The organism is Parabacteroides sp. AM58-2XD (genome assembly GCF_003463685.1).
Taxonomy (GTDB): Bacteria; Bacteroidota; Bacteroidia; order Bacteroidales; family Tannerellaceae; genus Parabacteroides; species Parabacteroides segnis.
This window is the reverse complement of the sequence record NZ_QSDP01000013.1, coordinates 1-23708: the sequence shown is the minus strand read 5'-3', so window position 1 is coordinate 23708 and position 23708 is coordinate 1. Positions and strand designations below refer to the sequence as shown.

At 44.2% G+C, this 23708-nt stretch carries 15 protein-coding genes, 1 other RNA gene and 4 pseudogenes; 11 read left to right on the top strand and 9 right to left on the bottom strand.

What is annotated here, in order from left to right; genetic code table 11:
* The first annotated feature begins 77 nt into the window (after nt 1-77).
* The 4 genes and pseudogenes from DXA15_RS04855 to DXA15_RS04840 all read left to right on the top strand — a co-directional run bounded on the left by DXA15_RS04855 (nt 78) and on the right by DXA15_RS04840 (nt 8569).
* Nucleotides 78-1201: pseudogene (locus DXA15_RS04855) on the top strand (basic secretory protein-like protein).
* 17 nt (nt 1202-1218) lie between these two features.
* Entirely contained in the window at nt 1219-3555 is a 2337-nt protein-coding gene (locus DXA15_RS04850) for a GH92 family glycosyl hydrolase (protein ID WP_128133306.1), read from the top strand.
* A 17-nt stretch (nt 3556-3572) separates the two neighbouring features.
* Nucleotides 3573-5860: pseudogene (locus tag DXA15_RS04845) on the top strand (GH92 family glycosyl hydrolase).
* Between the two features lie 386 nt (nt 5861-6246).
* A pseudogene (locus tag DXA15_RS04840) lies at nt 6247-8569 on the top strand (GH92 family glycosyl hydrolase).
* A 249-nt stretch (nt 8570-8818) separates the two neighbouring features.
* Here the strand turns inward: DXA15_RS04840 and DXA15_RS04835 are convergent.
* Nucleotides 8819-9052: a DUF3791 domain-containing protein gene (locus DXA15_RS04835; RefSeq protein WP_007658665.1), complete on the bottom strand. Its 234-nt coding sequence runs from the start codon at nt 9050-9052 to the stop codon at nt 8819-8821.
* Nucleotides 9053-9143: 91 nt separating this feature from the next.
* Nucleotides 9144-9749, bottom strand: a complete 606-nt coding sequence (locus DXA15_RS04830) for an HU family DNA-binding protein (protein ID WP_128133305.1) — start codon at nt 9747-9749, stop codon at nt 9144-9146.
* A gap of 336 nt (nt 9750-10085) precedes the next feature.
* Between DXA15_RS04830 and DXA15_RS26000 the strand changes: the two genes are divergently transcribed.
* The 4 genes and pseudogenes from DXA15_RS26000 (at nt 10086) to DXA15_RS04815 (ending at nt 14359) form a co-directional block, all read left to right on the top strand.
* A complete protein-coding gene (locus tag DXA15_RS26000; protein ID WP_233566840.1) occupies nt 10086-10469 on the top strand; it encodes an SWIM zinc finger family protein in 384 nt (127 codons plus the stop codon).
* 191 nt (nt 10470-10660) lie between these two features.
* Nucleotides 10661-11833, top strand: a complete 1173-nt coding sequence (locus DXA15_RS25450; RefSeq protein ID WP_199676220.1) for a hypothetical protein — start codon at nt 10661-10663, stop codon at nt 11831-11833.
* Between the two features lie 124 nt (nt 11834-11957).
* Nucleotides 11958-12607 (top strand): annotated as a pseudogene (locus tag DXA15_RS04820) (DUF1349 domain-containing protein).
* Between the two features lie 105 nt (nt 12608-12712).
* Complete coding sequence (locus DXA15_RS04815; RefSeq protein WP_128133304.1) at nt 12713-14359, top strand: diphosphate--fructose-6-phosphate 1-phosphotransferase; 1647 nt, start codon at nt 12713-12715, stop codon at nt 14357-14359.
* A gap of 69 nt (nt 14360-14428) precedes the next feature.
* On the opposite strand, the gene DXA15_RS04810 is transcribed toward DXA15_RS04815, so the two are convergent.
* From DXA15_RS04810 to DXA15_RS04795, 4 genes are read right to left on the bottom strand one after another with little or no spacing between them, the layout of a single operon-like run.
* Nucleotides 14429-15067, bottom strand: coding sequence for a hypothetical protein (locus tag DXA15_RS04810; protein ID WP_128133303.1), 639 nt, complete (start codon nt 15065-15067; stop codon nt 14429-14431).
* A 57-nt stretch (nt 15068-15124) separates the two neighbouring features.
* A complete protein-coding gene (locus DXA15_RS04805; RefSeq protein WP_128133302.1) occupies nt 15125-15457 on the bottom strand; it encodes an NINE protein in 333 nt (110 codons plus the stop codon).
* A 52-nt stretch (nt 15458-15509) separates the two neighbouring features.
* The gene (locus tag DXA15_RS04800; protein WP_128133301.1) at nt 15510-15881 is read right to left on the bottom strand and encodes a DUF2752 domain-containing protein; all 372 of its coding nucleotides are present in this window, start codon (nt 15879-15881) and stop codon (nt 15510-15512) included.
* A gap of 12 nt (nt 15882-15893) precedes the next feature.
* Complete coding sequence (locus DXA15_RS04795; RefSeq protein WP_128133300.1) at nt 15894-16235, bottom strand: TM2 domain-containing protein; 342 nt, start codon at nt 16233-16235, stop codon at nt 15894-15896.
* Between the two features lie 88 nt (nt 16236-16323).
* On the opposite strand from DXA15_RS04795, the gene DXA15_RS04790 reads away from it, so the two are divergent.
* Entirely contained in the window at nt 16324-16926 is a 603-nt protein-coding gene (locus tag DXA15_RS04790) for a riboflavin synthase (RefSeq protein WP_007658648.1), read from the top strand.
* A gap of 69 nt (nt 16927-16995) precedes the next feature.
* Here the strand turns inward: DXA15_RS04790 and DXA15_RS04785 are convergent, their stop codons facing one another.
* The 3 genes from DXA15_RS04785 to rnpB form a co-directional block, all read right to left on the bottom strand.
* Nucleotides 16996-18333, bottom strand: coding sequence for an MATE family efflux transporter (locus DXA15_RS04785; protein ID WP_007658647.1), 1338 nt, complete (start codon nt 18331-18333; stop codon nt 16996-16998).
* The gene (locus DXA15_RS04780; RefSeq protein WP_128133299.1) at nt 18330-19706 is read right to left on the bottom strand and encodes a YihY/virulence factor BrkB family protein; all 1377 of its coding nucleotides are present in this window, start codon (nt 19704-19706) and stop codon (nt 18330-18332) included. Before DXA15_RS04780 ends, DXA15_RS04785 begins: the two co-directional genes overlap by 4 nt.
* A gap of 44 nt (nt 19707-19750) precedes the next feature.
* Nucleotides 19751-20107, bottom strand: an RNA gene (gene rnpB / locus DXA15_RS04775) — RNase P RNA component class A.
* Nucleotides 20108-20601: 494 nt separating this feature from the next.
* On the opposite strand from rnpB, the gene DXA15_RS04770 reads away from it, so the two are divergent.
* Complete coding sequence (locus tag DXA15_RS04770; RefSeq protein WP_128133298.1) at nt 20602-22179, top strand: Do family serine endopeptidase; 1578 nt, start codon at nt 20602-20604, stop codon at nt 22177-22179.
* A gap of 143 nt (nt 22180-22322) precedes the next feature.
* On the top strand, nt 22323-23183 hold the full coding sequence (locus DXA15_RS04760; protein ID WP_005641668.1) for an RNA polymerase sigma factor RpoD/SigA: 861 nt from the start codon (nt 22323-22325) through the stop codon (nt 23181-23183).
* The last annotated feature ends 525 nt before the right edge of the window (nt 23184-23708 follow it).

Here is a 23708-nt window from a genome sequence, read left to right as displayed (position 1 = left end):
GATTGGCATTTGAGGCGGGAGTGTATCAGGGAGTTGTTTTATACTTTGGATAGTGAATACTTTATTGTTTTAATTTTATGAAGTTGTGTTGCATTAATATATTTGTAATTGTAGTTGGTAGTTTTTTGCTTTCAGCATGTCGGGAAAATATTTCGGTGAATGTACCTGAATTGTCGGATGGGGACCCGACAACTTGTTATACAGGAACCCGGAAACTGAATCGGATTGTTTTTGATCCTCAATACAGTATTCCTATCCAAAGTTATAAAATCTATTCATCAGGCGAATCACCTGTACATGACCCGGCAAGCTGGGTACTGAAAGGCTCCTACGACGGAAAGAACTGGGTGGTGGTAGACGAACGGAATGACCAGCGCTTCTGTTCACGTTACCAGGAAATCCTTTGTCCGATAACCAATCCTTCCAATTATAAACAATATATGCTGGAAGCCGAAACGGCAGGCAGCGATACGCTGGTGATCGGTGATGTCTTGTTTTCCGAAAAGAACCTGGTTACAGACTGGGAAGATTTCAGATATCCCGCAGTAGACTTTGAAGTACTGGCTCCGGAAACAAAAGGTGCAGCGATCTATGCAGATCTTGTACAAGATCCGGATACCTACCTGAAATATCATGCCCGCAAAGTGGCGGAAATCCTTTTCTATACGGCAAAAGATACTATGAATGATGTTCAGACCATTCATTATACATTGAAGGATTATGATGGCGTTTCTGCCAAATCCGGGAATCCTCCGGCTATTTATATCGAATACAGTACCCGCCATATCGAGAAGTCGGCGAACGAATCGCTTTACAAGCTCGACTTTGAAACACGCGGTGTCTTATATCATGAGCTGGTCCATGCGTACCAGTTCGAACCGAAAGGGATTGGTTCATACTCGACGAATAAAGAATTTTGGGCCTGTATAGAAGGAATGGCGGATGCCGTGCGGGCAGAGTCCGGGTTTTTCGATATGAGTACCGTAAGCCGGGGGGTAACTGGATGGATGGTTACCGTACGACCGGTTTCTTTATCCAGTGGCTGAAAACAAAAGACCCGGATGCCATACGTAAATTCCATCTGACCGTCCGCGACCTGGATGTATGGAGTTTCGACAAGGCGATCAAGTGTATTTTCGGCGAAGAATCCGGTATTGAAAGCATGTGGAATGAATACCAGGCGTTTCTGACAAAAGAATAAATAAATACTACATACCTATGAAATCTGTAAGATGTTTAGCCTTATTTCTGTCTGCTGCGCTGGCAGGTGGAACGCTGTGGGCACAGGAGAAAGTATCCTTTGTCAATCCGATCATCGGAACAAACGGGATGGGGCATACGTTTCCGGGTGCTTGCGTGCCGTTCGGACTGGTGCAGCTAAGTCCGGATACCGACACGATCCCGCATAATGTCGATGGCAAGTATCAACCCCGTTCCTATGAATATTGTGCCGGATACCAGCATAAGGACAGCAGTATCGTCGGTTTCAGTCATACGCATTTCAGCGGAACCGGTCATTCCGATCTGGGTGACATACTGATCATGCCCGCTACCGGCAGCCTGAAACTGAATCCCGGAACAGCGACCGATCCGGACGGCGGTTACCGTTCCCGTTTCTCGCACGACACGGAGATATCCCGTCCCGGCTATTACGAAGTCATGTTGTCCGATTATGGCGTAAAAGCGCAACTGACGACCACCAAACGGGTGGGAGTTCATAAATATACTTTTTCCGGCGATGGCGGAAACCAGCGTATTATTCTTGATATGATTCATGGTATTTACAATTACGACGGAAAAGTCCTGTGGACGAATATCCGCGTAGAGAATGATACGTTGGTTACCGGTTATCGCATAACAAACGGATGGGCACGGACCAATTACACCTATTTTGCGATGTCTTTCTCCAAACCTGTCATTCATTATGGTTGCGAGGAAAAGGCGAAAGTGAATTACCGTGGTGGTTACGGCAAATTCAATATGAAAGAGAATTTCCCGGATATCGGCGGACGGAAGATCGTAGCCTATTTCGATTTCGATCCGGCAACCTCCAAAGAATTAGAAGTCAAGGTAGCCCTTTCCGGTGTGAGTACCGACGGTGCCCTGAAGAATCTTCGTGCGGAAGCATCCGGTTACAGCTTTGACCAATTGGCGGCAAAGGCTTCGGATACCTGGAACAAGGAACTTTCCTGTATAGAGGCAAAAGGTAACAACGACCAGCTGGCTATGCTTTATACCTCTTTATATCATACCATGATTAATCCGTGTGTCTATACCGATGTCGACGGGCAGTACCGCGGCTTGGACGGAAATATTCACAAGGCCGACGATTTTACAAACTATACGGTCTTCTCTGTCTGGGATACTTACCGTGCTTTGCATCCGTTATTCAATATCATCAACCGCCAGGTAAATACCGATATTGCCCGCTCCATGCTGAAACACTGCGAACAAAGCGTACATAAAGCGTTACCGGTATGGAGCCATATGGCAAATGAAAACTGGTGTATGATCGGTTATCATTCCGTATCCGTACTGGCGGATGCCGTGGCAAAAGGATTACCACTGGATAAGGAGGAAGTCCTGCAAGCGATGGTCAGCAGTTCTACCATTCCTTATTATGACGGAACGAAGGAATATATGGAAAAAGGATATGTTGCACTCGACCATAACGGAAGTGCCGGTTCCTTAACGCTGGAATATGCTTACGATGACTGGACGATTTATAATACCGCCCGCCTGGCAGGAAACGACCGGGTGGCAAACCAATATAAAAAACGGGCGGCCAACTATATCAATGTGTTCGACACAAGTATCGGTTACGCCCGTCCCCGTTATTCGGACGGACGCTGGAAAGAAAACTTCAGTCTGTTGAGTACGCATGGTGAAGGGTTTATCGAAGGAAATGCCCTGAACTATTCTTTCTATGTCCCTCAGGACGTAAACAATATGATTCAATTGATGGGAGGCGACAAGTCTTTCATTTCCAAACTCGACTCGCTGTTCACGATGCATCTGCCGGACGAGTTTTTTGCCGAAACGGAAGATGTTACCAAAGAAGGACTTTTAGGCGGCTATGTGCATGGCAACGAACCGAGCCACCATATCCCGTTCCTGTATGTCTGGACTACCCAACCCTGGAAAACCCAATACTGGCAGCGTGAAATCATGAACAAGATGTACCGAAATAATATCGACGGTCTGTGCGGTAACGACGATTGCGGCCAGATGTCGGCCTGGTATATCCTGTCGGCTATGGGATTCTATCCCGTTTGTCCGGGAACCGACCAATATGTGTTGGGTGCTCCCTACCTGCCTTATATGAAGGTATCGCTTGAAAACGGGAAGACTTTTGAAGTCAGGGCGGATAAGGTCAGCGACAAGAACCGCTATGTCAAATCTGTCCGTCTGAACGGCAAACCGTATACAAAAGCCTATATCACGCAACAAGATATTATGAATGGGGGAGAGCTGACTTTTGAAATGACCTCTTCACCGAATAAGAAGCGTGTATTTACCGGGGACGACAAACCCTATTCGTTATCTGCTAACTAATCATTATTCTATATTCCATGAAGAAGTTATTTATTCTGGCTATTGCCTTTTGCAGCAGTCTTTTCACGATGAAGGCTGCGGATAAGACCGAACTGGTGGATTACGTGAATCCCCTGGTCGGCTCCCAGTCGAAAATATCCTTGTCCACAGGAAATACCTATCCGGCGATTGCAATGCGTGGGGTATGAATTTCTGGATGCCTCAAACCGGAAAGATGGGAGACGGCTGGGCCTATACCTATGATGCCGACAAGATACGGGGTTTCAAGCAGACACACCAGCCCAGTCCCTGGATAAACGATTACGGTCAGTTTGCCATCATGCCGATAACCGGTAAGGTGGTGTTCGATCAGGATAAGCGTGCCAGCTGGTTTTCCCATAAGGCGGAAGTGGCCAAACCGAATTATTACCGTGTTTACCTGGCCGATCATGATGTGGTAACGGAAATCACGCCGACAGAACGTGCCGCCATGTTCCGTTTTACTTTTCCTGAAACGGATAAGTCGTATGTGATTGTCGATGCTTTCGACCGTGGCTCTTATATTAAGATTATTCCCGAAGAAAATAAGATCATCGGTTATACCACCCGTAACAGCGGAGGTGTTCCTGAGAATTTCAAGAACTACTTTGTTGTCGTGTTCGATAAGCCTTTTACTTATAAGGCAACGGTCGGTGACAGCGAAATCCGCAAGGGTGAAACGGAAGCACAGGAAAACCATACCGGTGCCATCATCGGTTTCTCAACTCGTCGCGGGGAAGTTGTGCATGCCCGTGTCGCTTCTTCTTTTATCAGTCCCGAACAGGCTGAGTTGAATCTGAAAGAGTTGGGCGGACGGTCTTTTGATGAAATAGCGGATGCCGGTCGTAAGACGTGGAACGAAGTGTTGGGACGTATCCGGGTGAATGACGATAATGTAGACAAACTGCGTACTTTCTATTCCTGCCTGTATCGTTCCGTCCTTTTCCCGCGTAGCTTCTACGAAGTGGATGCCAATGGGAATATCGTGCACTATAGTCCGTACAACGGGGAAGTATTGCCGGGTTATATGTTTACCGATACCGGTTTCTGGGATACTTTCCGTTGCCTGTTCCCGTTCCTGAACCTGGTGTATCCGTCGATGAATGTGAAGATGCAGGAAGGTTTGGTGAATACGTATAAGGAAAGCGGATTCCTGCCGGAATGGGCGAGCCCCGGCCATCGTGGCTGTATGGTAGGAAATAATTCGGCTTCGGTTGTTGCCGATGCTTATCTGAAAGGTTTGCGCGGTTACGATATAGAAACCCTTTGGGAGGCTGTCGTACACGGAGCGAACAATGTTCATCCGAAGGTGAAATCGACCGGCCGTCTAGGTTACGACTATTATAATAAGTTGGGGTACGTGCCTTATGATGTGAAGATCAACGAAAGTGCCGCCCGTACATTAGAATATGCTTACGATGACTGGGCCATCTATAAACTGGGAAAAGCATTGGGTAAACCGGAATCGGAAATAGCAGTTTTTGCCAAACATGCCATGAATTATAAGAACCTGTTCGATAAGGAAACCAAGCTGATGCGTGGTCGTAATGAAGACGGTACATTCCAGTCTCCGTTCAACCCGCTGAAATGGGGGGATGCCTTTACGGAAGGAAATAGCTGGCATTATACCTGGTCTGTCTTCCATGACCCACAGGGATTGATCGACCTGATGGGAGGGAAGTCCGGTTTCAACGCAATGATGGATTCCGTATTCAATGTGCCGCCTTTGTTCGATGACAGTTATTATGGTGGTGTAATCCATGAGATACGCGAAATGCAGATCATGAATATGGGTAATTATGCTCACGGTAACCAACCGATTCAGCATATGATCTATCTCTATAATTACTCCGGTGAACCCTGGAAAGCGCAGTATTGGGTACGCGAAGTGATGGACAAGCTGTACTTCGCCACTCCCGACGGCTATTGCGGTGACGAGGATAACGGACAGACTTCTGCCTGGTATGTGTTCTCTGCACTCGGCTTCTATCCGGTCTGCCCGGGAACTGACCAGTATATCCTTGGTTCCCCGCTATTCAAAAGCGTGACGCTGAATCTGGAAAACGGCAAGAAGGTAGTGATCAATGCCAACAACAATGATGCCGCGAACCGCTACATCTCGACCATGAAGGTGAACGGCAAGAATTACACCCGCAACTACCTGACACACGAAGACTTGTTGCGTGGCATGACGATCAACTGCACCATGTCCGCCACCCCGAACAAAACCCGTGGCACAGAGGAAAAGGATGCACCTTATTCATTCTCTAAAGAGATAAAAGAATAATAGAAAATGAGCTATTTATAGTGACAGGTTGTACCTGTCTCCCCTCTTGAGAGGGGGTAGGGGGTGTGTTGTAGCCAGTCAATAAAACAGGCTTTGTTACAGGTTCATTTGCCGTCTGCTTCAGCTGACGGATTAGTAAAGAATCTATCTCATTGGACTTTAGTCCCATTTCTTACAGTTTTCTATCTAATAGACATGTGGCTGAAGCCAAAAGAGAGAAACAACTTGTAAACCGTCAGCTGAAGCAGACGGCAAATGAACCTGTAATAGTCAAGCGGCTCTGATTGTGGTGGTTATATAGGTGAGGATATGCACACCCCCTTCCCCCTCTCAAGAGGGGAGCGAGTTACAACCAGTCACTATAATTAGCTCACATCTGATAAAATATGAAACTACGAATATATACATTATTAGCCATGTCTTGTTTTACCTTGACAGGCATGGCCCAAAACGAGAAACTGACCGACTACGTCCGCCCCTTGGTCGGAACAGACGGATACGGGAATGTCTATCCCGGTGCACAAATCCCGTTTGGTGGTATCCAGATCAGTCCGGATACAGACTCCAAATACTACGATGCGGCAGCCGGTTATAAATACAACCATACTTCCATCCTCGGATTCAGTCTGACGCACCTGAGCGGAACAGGCATCCCCGACCTGGGTGATTTCCTGTTTGTCCCCGGCACCGGCGAAATGAAACTCGATCCGGGAACCCGCGAAAATCCCGATGAAGGTTACCGTTCACGCTATACCCATGACCAGGAGTGGACTTCTCCCAATTACTATGCCGTCCTGTTGCAGGATTATGGTGTCAAAGCCGAAATGACGGCCGGACTGCGTAGCGGAATGTTCCGCTTCACCTATCCCAAATCGGATAAGTCTTTCATCATGATCGACCTGAACCATACGCTATGGCAATCCTGTGAATGGTCGAATCTCCGTATGGAGAACGATTCGACCCTGACCGGCTATAAGTTGGTGAAAGGCTGGGGACCGGAGCGCCATGTCTATTTCACCGCCGTCTTCTCCAAAAAGCTGAAAGATTTCCACATCATGCAGGATAAGAAGCCGGTCATTTACAACACTTCCCGTTTCAGAAGCACGAACGAAGCCTGGGGAAAGAACCTGATGGCTTGCCTTTCCTTTGCTACGGAAGAGGGGGAAGAAGTGATTGTAAAAACTTCCGTATCGGCAGTCAGTACAGCCGGGGCACAACTGAATATGCAGGAACTGGACGGCATGACCTCGACGGCCTGAAAGAAAAAGGTATCGACTTATGGGAACAGGAACTCGAAAAGTACCGTGTGACAGCCGACCGGAAGACAAAAGAGACCTTTTATACGTCTGCTTATCATGCGGCTTTGCATCCGTTCATCTTCCAGGATGCCGACGGTCGTTTCAGAGGACTGGACAAGAATATCGAACAGGCCAAAGGCTTTACGAATTATACTACTTTCTCTTTGTGGGACACCTATCGCGCCCTGCATCCCTGGTTTAACCTGGTGCATCAGGACGTGAACGCCGATATCGCCAATTCCATGCTTGCCCATTACGATAAGAGCACGGAGCGAATGCTTCCGATCTGGTCGTTCTATGGTAACGAAACCTGGTGTATGATCGGTTACCATGCCGTATCCGTTCTGGCCGATATGATCGTTAAAGGTGTCAAAGGTTTTGATTACGAACGGGCATACGAAGCATGAAGACAACCGCAATGAATAAACATTACGATTGCCTGCCGGATTACGATCGTAACGGTTACGTTCCTTTCGACAAAGAAGCCGAGTCGGTTTCCAAAACATTGGAGTATGCCTACGACGATTATTGCATTGCCCGCGCGGCCCAGACTTTGGGAAAGACGGACGATTATAAGTATTTCCTGAACCGTTCCCTCTCTTACCAGACTTTGATTGATCCGGAAACCAAATACATGCGTGGCCGTGACAGCCAGGGTAACTGGCGCACCCCGTTTGCCCCGATCGCTTATCAGGGACCGGGTTCGGTAAATGGCTGGGGAGATATCACCGAGGGATTTACGATGCAATACACCTGGACCGTTCCGCACGACGTACAGGGATATATCAACCTGGCGGGAAAGAAACTGTTCGAGAAACGGCTGGATGAACTCTTTACTGTCGAGTTGCCGGACGATATTCCGGGCGCCCACGATATCCAGGGACGTATCGGCGGTTACTGGCACGGCAACGAGCCTTGCCATCATGTCGCTTATCTGTATAATTACCTGGGCAAGCCGTGGAAATGCCAGAAATGGATACGCGAAATAGTAGATCGTTTTTACGGCAACGAACCCGGTTCGTTGAGCGGTAATGACGACTGCGGGCAGATGTCGGCCTGGTACATGTTCAACTGTGCCGGTTTCTATCCTGTCGCTCCTTCCAGTAATATATATAATGTAGGTTCCCCTTGTGTTGAGGCGTTATCTATCACGATGAGCAACGGCAAAGAGATTAAGATGACGACCGAGAACTGGTCGAAGGAGAATGTCTATATAAAAGAAATGTATGTAAACGGCAAGAAATACAACAAATCTTACCTGACATATGATGACGTGAAATCCGGTATATCCCTGCATTTTGTGATGAGTGACAAGCCGGCCTTCAAACGTGCAGTGTCGGCAGATGCCTGTCCGGCCTCCCTGTCATTGCCTGGTAAGACAATGCTTTACCAAAAGCCTGCCGGCAACTAAGCAGATGGTTTTTCAATATACACATATTATTTCAATTAACGATGAGAGAGTTTTTCCCCTTTAGGTGAGGGGCTGGGGCGTGTGATATGGGAATACCACACGCCTCTTTATTATGAACTTCCTTCCCATACGGGAAAGAAATGATAATCAGGCTACTTTTCCTGTAGCCAATTCTCTTTCAAGATACTACATAAGCCGTACTTTGGCTGTAGAGTCCCGTGTTAAGGTTGATAAAGCCGTGCGTATGTTTCATACCAACGCCCCTCCTTTCCTGTGGCAATAGGCCGTAAGGTCTTCTACTACGTCTTCAAACGAAAGCGTATGTTCCACATTGTAGAAACGGTTTACAAAGTCAATGCCTTTAAACCTTTCCAGATAGCGATAAGCCTGCGATGTATTGAGCGAATGGGCTGCGGCAAACTCGCTTATTACGGCGATAATGTATTCTATCTTGTTTTTAAGCTCCGAATCTGTATTTTTCATCTTCCTTGCTGTTTTTAAGTTACATCAAGTACAAAGATATATCTTTTTTTCGGAAGTTTCCCAATGCTCACACGTAGTCTGGATACTCTTATTATTCTTCCTCTTCTTTGGGTGGCAGCGAATACACCCGGTGCGTCCTGTATCCCATCTTACTGACTATGCCGTCTTTTACAAACAGTTTCATGTCCTCAGTTGCCCGGTAACGGCTGCAATGGTTTATTCCTGCATAATCCGTCAGATTGATATACGGATTGTTTTGCAGGAATTTAAGCATCTTATTTTTCCTGTCCGTCAGTTCATTTGAAGTGACATTCTCTCTTTTTATTTTCAGTGGGCGGTCCTTGTCGACCAGTTCCCTCAACCGTTTGGCGCAACGGAAGTTCACCCCGTCTGCCCTGGCAAAGAAGACAGTCCTGCCTTTTTCATCCGTTTTCTGTAACGTCTTGAGAGCAGGGGAGAAGTGTCCTAATCCCTCCAGTTCCACACAATAGCCGTTCGATAAGTTCCGTCCGATATAGGTGGTCAGCGCCTCTATCGCCCCTTTCACATCGGCCGAAGTTAGCGAACACGAATCCGAGAGGTATTCGCAAATGTCTTCCATCCGCATGGTCCCTTTGGATATAAGCCGGGCGCAAGACTGTTGCTCCTTGCCGCTGGTGTTTGGTGCCTTGTATACTCCGAATTTAATTCTTCCCATGGTAGTTTAATTTTAATACTGGTATAATTATTATTACCTCGGATGTATCTTTGACAAGGTGCGTCCGAATCTTACTTTTCTGCCTATGTAAGTTGTTGTCGACGTTGTCGGCAATATTGTTGACACTGTCGAAAACTTTGCCGACACTGTCATTTATTTTACCGACAGCGTCGGCAACAACTTACCTGCCTTCCAAAGGTAATACATGTCCGGGGTAAAAGCAAGTAATATAAGGGATAAATGAAACTATTCCGGTGATAATTTTATCTTTTGCACATGAACATTACCGTTTCTTCCAGGAATCATGTACTTTTGTATTCTTGCAAAACGAACATCATGATAACACTATCGAATTTTGAAAATTATGCGCTTCCTCAGATATGGGAGCGCGGTATATCTTATTATAGGCAGGGAGCAGTGAAAAATCTGGAAGAAGACTCTCCCGAGGAATGGGTTGCAACTGTTCTGGGTACTGAGGATTATACAGTGGAAGTAACCCTTGAAGATGATAAGGTCATGGATTATATCTGTGATTGTCCTTATGAAGGAGATATGTGTAAGCATGTGGTTGCCACATTGTTAACGATCAGAGAAAGGAAAAGACGGAAAAATATTTTATCCAGGCAGAAGAGACGGAGAGTAAGAGCAGGGACTTTTCTTCTGAGACTGTCAAAGCTGAAATCAACGAGATACTTGCTATCGCAGACAAGAAGCAATTAATGTCGTTTTTATCGGAATACGCTGTTCATCATGTTGATTTCAGGAATGCTTTGAAACAACAATTTATTCCTGATCGGAATACAGAGAGCCTTGATACGGATTATTGTCAGGAAGTGGAAAGGTGTTTTCTATCCTCACCGTCCGGCAGTGGATATGGGAGATCCGGAAGACGTTATTCGTACGAAGTCGATTTGAACGAAATATCACGCAAACTGTCCGTTTATGAGAAGAAAGCAGAGTTTCTAATGAAACAGAAGTCGTTTGGGGATGCAGCTTCTATCTTTTTACAAATGCTTCGTTCGATAGGCAAACATTATAAAGAAGATTCGTATTATGCTTCTTACGATAATGATTTTGCTCTTTCAGGTGATTGTTATATGGCCGGAGAAGGTTTGATGTCGTTGGGAAATAACCAGGAAGTTCCTCAATCTCTGAAAGATGATATCCTGAAATCCTTAGACGAAATATGCGATCTATCGGCTTATACGGAATATTGTATCTATGAAATCGAGGAACTCAGGGATGAATTTGAGATGAATGCCCTGCCATTGACTAAGGTGCTGGAACGTGTCGAAAAGGAACTGGCAGGACTGGATGAGTCGGATGCCGGTCTTTCCGCCTTTGTAAGCAAGAAAATAGATCTGCTTTATCTGTTGGATCGTAATGAAGAAGCGGAAGCAACTACCATGCGTTATCTTTTCTTGCCGGAAATAAGAAATTTGCGGGTTGACGATTTGATCGATGCCGAAAAGTATGAAGAAGCCTTGTCGACATTGGAAGAAGGCATTCGCCTGGAGGAGCAGGAAGAACAGTCTTATAATATCCATAAATGGAAGAATAAGAAATTAATAATCTATCAACGGATGCAGGATATTCCCCATGTCATAAGTACCGCTAAAGATTTGTTTATTGAAAAGAAAGGTAATATGGATTATTACCGGTTATTAAAACAATTGATACCGGTCGGGGAATGGGATTCCTTTTTTAGTGAACTGATCGAACAAACTCCTTTTTCGGCAAGTTGCTGGACTTCTTCGGTAGAAGCTGATATTTATGTGGAAGAAGGAGATGTTGCCCGGCTGGAGAACTTTCTGAGACGTAATTCTTCATTGAATGTTCTATTGATTTATTCCCGTTATTTAAAAGATGATTATCCGGAAGATTTGTTGGAGCGTTTTAGTTCACATGTTCAGGTTTATGCCGAAAAGAATACAGACCGATCGCATTATGAATACGTGGCAAAAGCACTGAAAGAAATGCTGAAGCTGAAAGGAGGAGAGCAGGAAGTCCGCCTCCTTGTGGATGTTTTCCGTCAGGCGTATAAACGGAGAACAGCTATGATGGGGATATTGAAAGATTTCTAGGCGGTTTTTCAATAAATCTCAATATCTTTGCATGAGACATTTATCAAGTGGTCTTAAATAGCTAGAGCAGGCAATAATAAGGACTGACTTATATAATCCGACCAATTTATAATTGAAGAAAATAATGAAGAAAATGATTTTGGGAGCACTGGTTTTCCTGTCGATACAAATGACGTCTGCACAGACGTTGGAAAAGATGCAATGGTTCAATGAACCGGCAAAGTGGGAGATAAATGATAAGGCTTTATCCATGTTTGTCACTCCGCAGAGCGATTACTGGCGTATCTCCCATTATGGGTTTACGGTCGATGATGCTCCTTTTTATTATGCCACTTATGGCGGCGAGTTTGAAGTAAAGGTGAAGGTGACAGGCGAGTATAAAGCACGTTTCGACCAGGCCGGACTGATGCTCCGTATCGACCATGAGAATTATATAAAGGCGGGTATCGAGTTTGTCGACGGAAAATTCAATCTGAGCACTGTCGTTACCCATAAAACGAGCGACTGGAGCGTGATCTCGCTGGATAAGCCTGTTCCGTATATCTGGATCAAAGCAGTCAGACGCCTGGATGCGGTAGAAATATTCTATTCGTTCGACGATAAAACGTATACTATGATGCGTAACGCCTGGTTGCAGGATAATATTCCGGTAAAGGTTGGTTTTATGGCTGCCTGTCCCGACGGGAACGGCTTCAATGCGAAGTTTGAACACTTTGAAGTAAAGCATCTGCCGATATGCGCAGACTCGAGTGGCTGAAGAAAAATGCGGAATAAAGATCTAATCGGTTATTCTTATCTTTCATGATTGGAGAAATATTTCTATATTTGCACCGCTTTTAGATAAGAATCAGATAATATCTATATAAATCAGATTAAGAAATGACAAAGAGCGCATTACAAATTGCAAGAGCAGCTTACCAGCCTAAGGTACCCGCTGCATTGAAAGGTGCTGTAAAAGCCGTAGATGGTGAATACACTCAATCAGTAGCCGATCAGGAAGAAATTAAGGAACTGTTCCCTAACACGTACGGAATGCCGATCGTTACTTTTGAAAAGAGCAACGAAAAGAAAGAAATGCCTGCTATCAATGTAGGTGTAATCCTTTCCGGTGGTCAGGCTCCTGGTGGTCATAATGTGATTGCCGGTATCTTTGACGGTGTGAAGGCTACAAACAAGGATTCCCGCCTGTATGGCTTTATCCTGGGTCCCGGTGGTCTGATCGATCACAAATATATGGAACTGACTGCTGATATTATCGACGAATATCGTAATACAGGCGGTTTCGATATGATCGGTTCAGGTCGTACTAAACTGGAAACAAAAGAACAGTTCGACAAGGGTCTGGAAATCCTGAAAGAACTGGACATCAAGGCACTTGTTATTATCGGTGGTGACGACTCTAATACAAATGCTTGCGTACTGGCTGAATATTACAAAGCTATCAACGCTGGTGTACAGGTTATCGGTTGTCCGAAGACTATCGACGGTGACCTGAAGAACGAACAGATTGAAACTTCTTTCGGTTTCGATACTGCTTGTAAAGTTTACTCGGAAGTTATCGGTAACATTCAACGTGACTGTAACTCAGCTCAGAAATACTGGCACTTCATCAAACTGATGGGCCGTTCAGCATCTCACATCGCACTGGAATGTGCTTTGCAGACTCAGCCGAACATTGCTATCGTTTCAGAAGAAGTGGAAGCTAAAAATATGTCTTTGGACGATATCGTGACTTATATTGCAGAGATCGTTGCTAAACGTGCAGAAGCTGGCAACAACTTCGGTACCGTACTGATCCCTGAAGGTCTGATCGAATTCGTTCCGGCTATGAAACGTCTGATCGCCGAACTGAACGACTTCCTGGCTAAACACGATGCTGAATTCAAGATGATCAAGAAGAGCGAACAGCGTGCTTATATCATCAGCAAGCTGACTAAAGAAAACTCTGACCTGTATGCTTCTCTTCCGGAAGGCGTTGCCCGTCAGTTGTCTTTGGACCGCGACCCGCACGGAAACGTTCAGGTTTCTCTGATCGAAACAGAAAAATTGCTGTCTGAAATGGTTGGCAAGAAATTGGACGAATGGAAGAAAGCCGGTAAATATAACGGTAAATTCTCTGCATTGCATCACTTCTTCGGTTATGAAGGACGTTGCGCTGCTCCGTCTAACTACGATGCAGACTATTGCTATTCATTAGGTTACACTGCTTCTTGCCTGATCGCAGCTGGTAAGACCGGTTATATGTCATCTGTACGTAATACGACTGCTCCTGCTGAAAAGTGGATTGCCGGTGGTATCCCTGTAACAATGATGATGAACATGGAAAAACGTCATGGCGAAATGAAGCCGGTTATCCAGAAAGCGTTGGTTAAACTGGATGGTGCTCCTTTCAAGAAATTCGCTGCTAACCGCGACGAATGGGCATTGACTACCAGCTACGTTTATCCGGGTCCGATCCAGTACTTCGGTCCGACAGAAGTTTGCGACGAACCGACTAAGACATTGCAGTTGGAACAGGCAAAATAAGATAGAGAGATCATATCTTATATAATAGAGGTAAGGCTTAGGCTTTACCTCTATTTTTTTGGTAGTGTCTTATATGCTGACATCTATTGTATACTTGCTCAGTGGGGCTTCGCCTGCCTGTTTCAGTATCCTGTTTGCTTTCTTGAGGCAGATGTCGTTGAAGTCTTTTTCCATGCAGACGAAATTGTGACGTACATACATAGAGTCTACTTTGATAGTTTTTTGATTGAGAATATCGAAGTTGATAATCTGTTTTTTTAATTCCTTTTTATTGATATTTCCGGATACATATTTCAGAAATGCAGACAAAGCAATTTCTAAACTCAGGATTACTTCATGAGGCAATTTGCGATAATAAAACAAAAACTGGTAAAACGCTATAACCATGGAGCGCGTATTCTCGTCGTAGTTTGCCAGTAAAGACTGATATTCCTGATAATCGTCAAGCAATTCGTCGGCCAGCTGGTTTTTATCGTGCAGAAATTTTTCAGGAGCAATATCTATACCTGTTATTTCTCCGAACCGGTCAGAGATGAACTCTGCGTCTTTATACGTGATGTTGCATTTCGTATAATTCTTTTTAGTCTGGATAGAGTCGAAAAGCGAGTACCCGGTCAGTAGCGTATATATTAATATTGCTCTGCGGCATATCGAATGGTCCATCATTGATTGAGAAAGCCGGTCTATCGGATCTTGTGTAGTTTCCATATATAATTGTTTTTATTAATATTAATACAGTGGCAATATACAAAATATTAGGTTGACTTATGATAGGAGCGTCATCAACTTATTCATATTATATCGCTTGGTCGCCCCGGTGATCAGGAACCAGTCGACAATATACCATATCCCGAGGCCGCCGCCGGTCAGAAGTTTGCCAAAGCCTTTGCCTATGTTCCCGATCAGGAAGCGGTCCAAACCGGTCACACCGAGGAAAATGGAGATTAGTAGTATTATCCCCGGACTTCTGAAATGGGTGTTTTCTAAAAGAGTTTCTTTCTCCGGGGGGAGATTGAGCAGCTTATGGATGGGAATTTCGTAATCAGGAAATTTACTCTCATTAGCCAGGAGGAATTTATCGACTTTATCAGCTTCCATATTTTTAGTCAGTAGGTTTATAATGTGTAAATATAAGTATTTCCTGGTTCTTTTACAATCCTTTGTGGATATTCCATATCCAGTTCAGTATTGTTAATAGAATAATGAATGTAAGAATATACTTATTTGCCAGCTTGCGCTCCGCTTTTTTCAGCCAATCCCGGAACGTTTGCCTTTTTCGTACGAAGTCAAAAACGATACCTGTAACAAAGAAGACAGCCAGCAAAACAAATAGGAATCCATAAGGATTGATGAGGATTGAATCGCCTATATCTCCGTTCAGTAGGGTAAGAATTGCACGACGCGTTCCGCAGGCCGGACACGGATATCCTGTCATTGTGTGGAAAATGCAAGGAAATGATAATAATGCATATCCCGCTATAATGGTTACAGCAAGATATGCATATTTATTTCTTTTTCCCACAAGTAGCAGGGATTAGAACATTAATATATTCTGCAACTGTTCCTGGTTCTTCTTTTTCGTCGCATCCATGATCAGAAACCAGTCGATAATCATCCAGATCCCGCAACCGCCTAAAGTGACCAGTTTGCCGACACCCAAGGCTACATCGCCGATCAGAAAACGGTCGATACCCAATGAACCGAGGAAAACGGAAATAATAAGTATGATAGTCGGGTCTTTGAAATCGCAGGTTTGTAAATAAATCAGCTTGGATTCGTCCATGTCCAACAGACGATCCCTGATGATAGGTATATGACTGGCAGGTAGTTTGCTACTGTTTGTCATGAGGAACATATCCACTTTTTGTGCGTCCATAATTTTTATAGATTAAGTTACTAACGACAAATATAGTGTTTTTTCGTATCTTTGAACCTGATAATATTAATTTAAACAACACAATACTATGTTCTCAGGAATTGTAGAAGAAGCTGCTCAGGTAGTTGCGTTGAATGCAGATCAGGGAAACCTGCATATCACGATGAAGTGTTCATTTGTAAATGAGCTGAAAATCGATCAGAGTGTGGCACATAACGGCGTTTGTCTGACAGTGGTGAACCTGACCGATGAAACTTATACGGTGACGGCTATCCAGGAAACGCTGGACCGTTCCAATTTGGGACTGCTGAAAGTCGGTGATCTGGTAAATCTTGAACGAAGCATGATGATGAACGGTCGTCTGGACGGACATATCGTTCAGGGGCACGTGGATCAGACGGCTGTTTGTACGAATGTACGCGAAGCGGACGGAAGCTGGTATTATACATTTGAATATACTTTCGACAAGGCGATGGCGCAACAGGGATATATGACCGTGGAAAAGGGATCTGTTTGTGTAAACGGCGTCAGTCTGACTGTCTGCAACTCACAGCAGAATAGTTTCGAGGTGGCTATCATCCCTTACACACACGATAATACAAACTTCTGCCGGATTGAAAAAGGAACTGTAGTAAATCTGGAATTTGATATCGTCGGTAAATACATCAGCAAAATGATGCAGTTCAAATGAAAGATTTCCTCTTTTAGTAAAGAAATAACGGCAGAGTGACCGGGCATTTATCCCGAAACGTTCTGCCGTTTATTTTACAACGCATCTTTTCTTCCAGATATCGGTCTTATAATATATGTACGTAATAACCAATCCTATGCCGATACTGATCCCGATAGCCCACCATATTCCCTGACGGCCGTACCAGGCACTTAGCTGGTAAGCCAGCGGAATGCGGATTAGCCACAAGCAAAGCAGGCTGGTCACCATTGTGAAAATCGTATCTCCGGCTCCCCGAAGTGCACCATTGTAGATATTCAAAGCTCCGTGCACAATGAAGAATCCCCCGATGATCAGTAAATATTCTTTTCCGATCGCAATTACTGCCTGGTCGTTGGTGAAGGCGCGCATCATTTCCTCCCCGAAGAAGTAAATAGCTGTGAAGGTGACCACGCTGAATATGACATTGACCAGCATGGTGAACCGTAGTCCTTTGCGTACACGGTCGAAGCGGCCGGCTCCGATGTTTTGTCCGCAGAATGCAGCCAGTGCGCCGGATAGTGTCAGGACAGCTTGTGTAATGATCGTGTCGATTTTCCCGGCGGCACCGTAAGCGGTCAGGGTATCGGTGCCGAAGCCGTTCACTATTCCGAGAAGTGCAATCAGTCCCAAAGCGATCGCGCATTGTTGTACGCTGGTGGGGAGTCCTATTTTCAATCCTTCTTTGAATAGCTTCATGTCGAACAGTAAATCTTGTTTTTTGATGGATAGGAGCGGGTGGGTGTTGTTTACATAACCTAAAGCCACACACATTCCGATACCCTGTGCTATGACGGTTGCACGTGCCGCTCCTTCGATCCCCCAGCCGAAGCCAACGATAAATAGTAAATCGAGGACGATATTCAATACGGTGGTGATGAAAATAAAGATCATAGGGCGTATGGATTCTCCCACGCCTCTTAATATGGAAATAATACTATTGAATGTGACGAACAGGAATGTTCCTCCTATATAAATCCTGAAATAAGCGACGGCATCGGGTATGACTTCCTCCGGCGTGTTGGTCAGGCGGAAGATAGGTTCGGCGAATATGATTCCGGCAATTGAAAGGGCAATACCTGCTACCAGCATAAAAATGAAAAAGGAGGAGAAAGCACGTTGCACTTTGTCATATTGTTTGGCTCCGAAGAATTGCGAAACGACAACGGAGGTTCCGCTTCCGACACCGATAACGAGTGATATAATAAAGTAATATATAAAGAAAGAGGCGGAAACGGCTGCTAATGCTTCTTTCCCTAAAAATTGTCCGACGATAATACTGTCGGTAATATTATAGAGTTGCTGCAATAAGTTTCCGATAAGTAATGGTAAAGCAAAGCGTACGATCACTTTCCAAACCGGGCCGTGCGTCAGGTCTGAGGTGTTCATAAATCTTTGAGTAAGATATTATCGTTTGCTTTAATCATATCTTCCCGGGTTTTCAGCAGGGCATGCCATTCTTTGGTAAAAAGTTTGGAGGTGTCTATCTTGAAATTTTCAGAACCATATTCATCCATCTTGGCAAACAGATAGCCTACCGTTATTTTGTTTATGTCGATGGCCGGCTGATAATAGGCGACACGTTCATCATCTCCATAATTTACTTCTATAATGATTCCCAGCTCGGTAAGCAGATAAAGTATGTCTGTCGTGAGGCGGATGGGGATACGGTAGGCATCCGACAGTTCGTCTGCCGTATAGGGTTTCTCTCCTTTGACAAACCTTTTTATGATAAGGGAAGATATAAGCAGCGTAAGAAAATCCTTGTATCTGCGGCTGATGTTCTTACTGTCACGTTCAAAGCTGAACTTCTTTACGTTTTGTGAAGCATAAGATAATTCAGCCCCGAAAAGGCAGATCAGCCAGGATAATTGTAACCATAGTAATAATAAAGGTAAGGCGGCAAAACTACCATAGATAGCATTGTATTTACTAACCCAGATCTGTCCGCTGATATAAATAAATTGGAAGAACTGAAAGGCGCAACCGGCAATTATACCTGCCATCAGGCCGTTGATGAACCTGACTTTTGTGTTAGGCAATGATACATAAAGACCAGTAAAAGCCATTATGGTAATAATATAAGGTACAACATTCAGGGCAAGTTCGACCAGTGGCGTGAAAAAAAGGTAATTGCTCAGAAATGAATTTTGCAAGGTGGAGGCGACGATGGAAAGTCCGCTGGAGGCAGTCATCAGTATCGGCAATATAAGGAAGAGCGCCAGATAGTCTGATATTTTCCTGTACCATGGACGTGACTTTTTTATTTGCCATATATCGTTGAAGGTATCTTCGATGGAGGAGATCAGGTTGATGACCGTATAGAACAACAGGACAAGACCGATCCCGATGATGACGCCGCCTTGTGCCTGTGCCAGATAATTCTCTACGTACTGGAATGCTTTATTAAGTTCGTTCTTATGTCCGGGGAAATAATAGAGCAGTTCTTTCCGGACAGTAGCCTGAAAGCCGAAACCTTTGGCGATGCCGACCAATACTGCCAATAAGGGGACAATAGCCAGAAAGATGCTGTAAGTAAGTGCGGATGCCTTTGTTTGCAGATTCTCGCTGTTGAAACCGCGTACGGCAAGTATGACTGTTTTGATCGTGTTGATATAACGTTCTTTCAGGCCGCTTACTTCATTTTCTGTAATTCTCCAGATGTCGTAAGTTACAAAACGAATGGTTCTTGTCAGCAAGGCGTTGATCCGTTCTATCAGCGGCTTTTTATCAGCAGTCTTTTTATCCGTCTTCTTCTTCATGCTGTGATTTGTAGGGGCAAAAGGTGTTTGCCGGATGAATAAAAAAATGCAGCCTGCCTGTAAGCCGGGTCCTGTGCTTCAACCGAAGTTGGAGTGTCTGCCATTTATCTTGTCTTACCGTCACCGGCAAGCTTTAGCGGTCTACCCCCCGGCATCGGACGAGCAATCCTACATACGCCGGTATACATGACCTTACAACCCATAAGGCGTACGGCATCCCGTATTGCTACAGGACCCGGTGAGCTCTTACCTCACCTTTTCACCCTTACCGGACGAGTCCGGCGGTTATTTTCTGTTACACTACTTTGCCCTTGCGGACAACTTCCCGTTAAGAAGTATGGTGCTCTTTGTTGCCCGGACTTTCCTCACATCCGAAGATGAGCGACAGACCGACAGGCTGCAATGCGACAAAGATAACTATTTTAGTTGACAGTTGGCGGTTGATAATTGACAATTTTGAGGAAAGACAGGAACGGGTTGTCTTTCGGGTTGCTTTTGAGTTACTTACTAAGTAGACGCCGGCTTACTTAGTAAGTAGCAGGGTAGGCTACTTATCGAGTAAGCGAAGAGTTACTTAATAAGTAGGTTAAGAACTACTTAATAAGCAAAGGATGCCCCTTTTTTACCTGCCAATTGTCACCTGTCATCTGTCAACTGATATGAACATTCTGCCGTTTCTGCTGTTATATTACTGAAAGCATGACCATTTGACAGGCGGATGATTGTTAAAAAGGTACTTTGCAATACACAGTACTGTTAAGTGCCGTTAACCCCGTATAATTCGTCGTTAAAAGTGATAAAAAATCATAGGCAAATGGAATAATCGCACGTTTTTTGAACTTTCTTTGTCGAAAGAAAAGTGTTAAATTTAAATGTTTGATAAAATAGAAAAAGTATGAAAACAATGTGGAAAAATGTGCTGGGAGTCGTTCTTGTTGCTGCGATTAGTACGGGGGCAGCCGTTGGAACAAGTGCTTATTTAATGAATAAGAAACAGCCGGTTTATGTCACCGATTCTACGAACACATTCAACCAGCCTGTTCGATATGCCGGATTGAATGCAGTGGCAGCGGAAAATACCGATTTTACCCAAGCGGCAGAAAGTACCGTGCATGGGGTAGTGCATATTAAAGCTACAACCAATGCCAAGCAGTATGCTGATGATGGCAGAGGACAGCAGCAATATGTCGATCCTTTTGAGTACTTCTTCGGATTTGGAGGAAGAGGCGGAGGAGGTTTTCAGCGTCCGCAACCGCAGCCTCGTGTCGGATCTGGTTCAGGTGTTATTATTTCCACAGATGGATATATTATCACAAATAACCATGTGATTGACGGGGCGGATGAATTGGAAGTGACATTGAATGATAACCGTAAGTTTTCGGCTAAACTGATCGGAACGGATCCTACGACAGATATTGCATTGATAAAAGTAGATGCAAAAGATCTTCCGACTATTCCGTTCGGTGATTCTGAAAAATTGAAGGTAGGAGAGTGGGTGCTGGCTGTTGGTAACCCGTTCAACCTGACATCGACAGTTACTGCCGGTATCGTTAGTGCCAAAGGCCGTGGAATCTCTATGGGAGGTGACAGAAGTAAAATCGAATCATTTATCCAGACGGATGCTGCCGTAAACCCAGGTAATAGTGGGGGGGCTTTGGTGAATACAAAAGGTGAACTGATTGGTATCAACACGGCTATCTATTCTGAAACAGGAAACTTTGCCGGATATTCATTTGCTGTTCCTATCAGTATTGCAGGTAAGGTGGCAAGCGACTTGAAACAGTATGGTACTGTACAGCGTGCAATCCTTGGAGTCTTGATGATGAGTGTAGGTGATATTGCTGATCAGTTGAGTTATCCGAACCTGGATAGTAAGTTGAAAGAAGAGTTGACTGAACTGAAGTCGAAAATAAAGGTCTCTGAAGGGGCTTGCGTGTCAGATTTCGCAGAAAGAAGTTCAGCTAAAGAAGCCGGTATCGAAAAAGGTGACGTGATTATTGCTGTAAATGGTGCGAAAGTAAAGAATGCTAATGCTTTGCAGGAACAAATCAGCAAATATCGTCCCGGAGATAAAGTGGAAATTACTGTAGATCGTAATGGAAGCAATAAGAAATTTACTGTGGAACTTCGTAATGCACAAGGAAGCACATCTGTTGTGAAGAGCGCAGGTGACAGCAGTGCAGATGTTCTTGGAGCCGCTTTTAAAGCGTTGACGGATAAACAAAAACGCGAACTTGGTGTAAGCTACGGTATTGAAGTAACAGGATTGTTGAAAGGCAAATTGAAAGATGCCGGAATCCAGAAAGGCTTCGTTATCATGATTGTCAATGACCAGAAGATCTCTACACCCGAACAACTCGAAAAGTTGGTAGACAAGGTCTTGAAAGGTAATGCAGATGATCGTTACATCGTTGTAAAAGGTTTTTATCCGAACGGACGTACAAAAGTATATGCTATTGATCTAGCCGAATAATAAAATAAAGTTATATTCGTCTTATTTGGCGGGAAGATTGTTAAAGGTTTATAATTGGTCGGGTGTAGGGTGCACTCGACCAATTTTGTCAATAAAAATAATATTATCTTTGCACCCTGATATTTCTCAATTAAAAACATTGGATGAGACAGTTAAAGATCACAAAGTCCATTACCAATCGCGAAAGTGCTTCGCTTGATAAGTATCTTCAGGAAATAGGCCGTGAAGATCTTATTACAGTAGAAGAGGAAGTAGAATTGGCACAGGCAATTAAAAGAGGCGACCGGAGAGCATTGGAGAAATTAACCAGAGCTAACCTGCGTTTCGTCGTTTCTGTAGCTAAGCAATATCAAAACCAGGGATTAAGTTTACCTGACCTTATTAACGAAGGTAACCTGGGATTGATTAAAGCGGCTGAGAAATTTGATGAAACCAGAGGGTTTAAGTTCATTTCTTATGCTGTATGGTGGATTCGTCAGTCTATTTTGCAGGCTTTGGCAGAGCAGTCTAGAATTGTTCGTCTTCCGTTGAATCAGGTTGGTTCGCTGAATAAGATCAGCAAAGCCTTCTCTAAATTCGAACAGGAAAATGAGCGTAGACCTTCTCCCGAAGAACTGGCAGATGAACTGGATATTCCTGTAGATAAGATTTCAGATACTCTAAAGGTGTCCGGAAGACATATCTCTGTGGATGCACCGTTCGTAGAAGGCGAAGATAACAGTCTTTTGGATGTGCTTGTGAACGACGACGCTCCTATCGCTGACCGATCGTTGATGAACGAGTCATTGGCAAAAGAAATTGATCGAGCACTTGCTACACTAACCGAAAGAGAATGTGAGATAATCAAAATGTTTTTCGGTATAGGCTGTCAGGAAATGACATTGGAAGAGATTGGCGACAAATTTGGCCTCACTAGAGAGCGCGTCCGCCAGATCAAGGAAAAAGCAATCAGAAGATTAAGACAAGGAACACGTAGCAAGCTCCTCAAATCGTATTTAGGTTGACCTCGGGTAAAACCAAAGAGGTAAACAAAGCTCCATATCCAGAAGGATACGGGGCTTTTGTTTTTTTTATACCGACCTGGCTGTTAGGGATTGTATTTCTCGCGTACATTATATAAGTAATAATAATAGATGCGAAACCGTGAAGTGGATTGTTGTAATTTTTTTTATGCCTGTAACGATCAGTCGTTCAGAATTATAGTCTGTCAGTAACGATTTAGTTGAAAAAATAATCTCATAAAAGTTTGGAGTGTATGTTGTAAAGCACTACTTTTGCATCCGCATTCGAGAGAGAACGGCACTGCAAAACATGATGAAAAAAACTTTTAGAAAAACTTCCTAAAACATTTGGAAGTATGAAATAAAAGTTCTTATCTTTGCATCCACGTTCGCTAAAATAAAGCGAGTGTAACAATAAGAGTTCTTTGAAAGATTTACATATCAACAAGTAGTACAAGTATTAGAAATTAATACCGTCAATAACTTGAAATAAATACGAATTCTGAGCATAGAGATATAACAATTTAA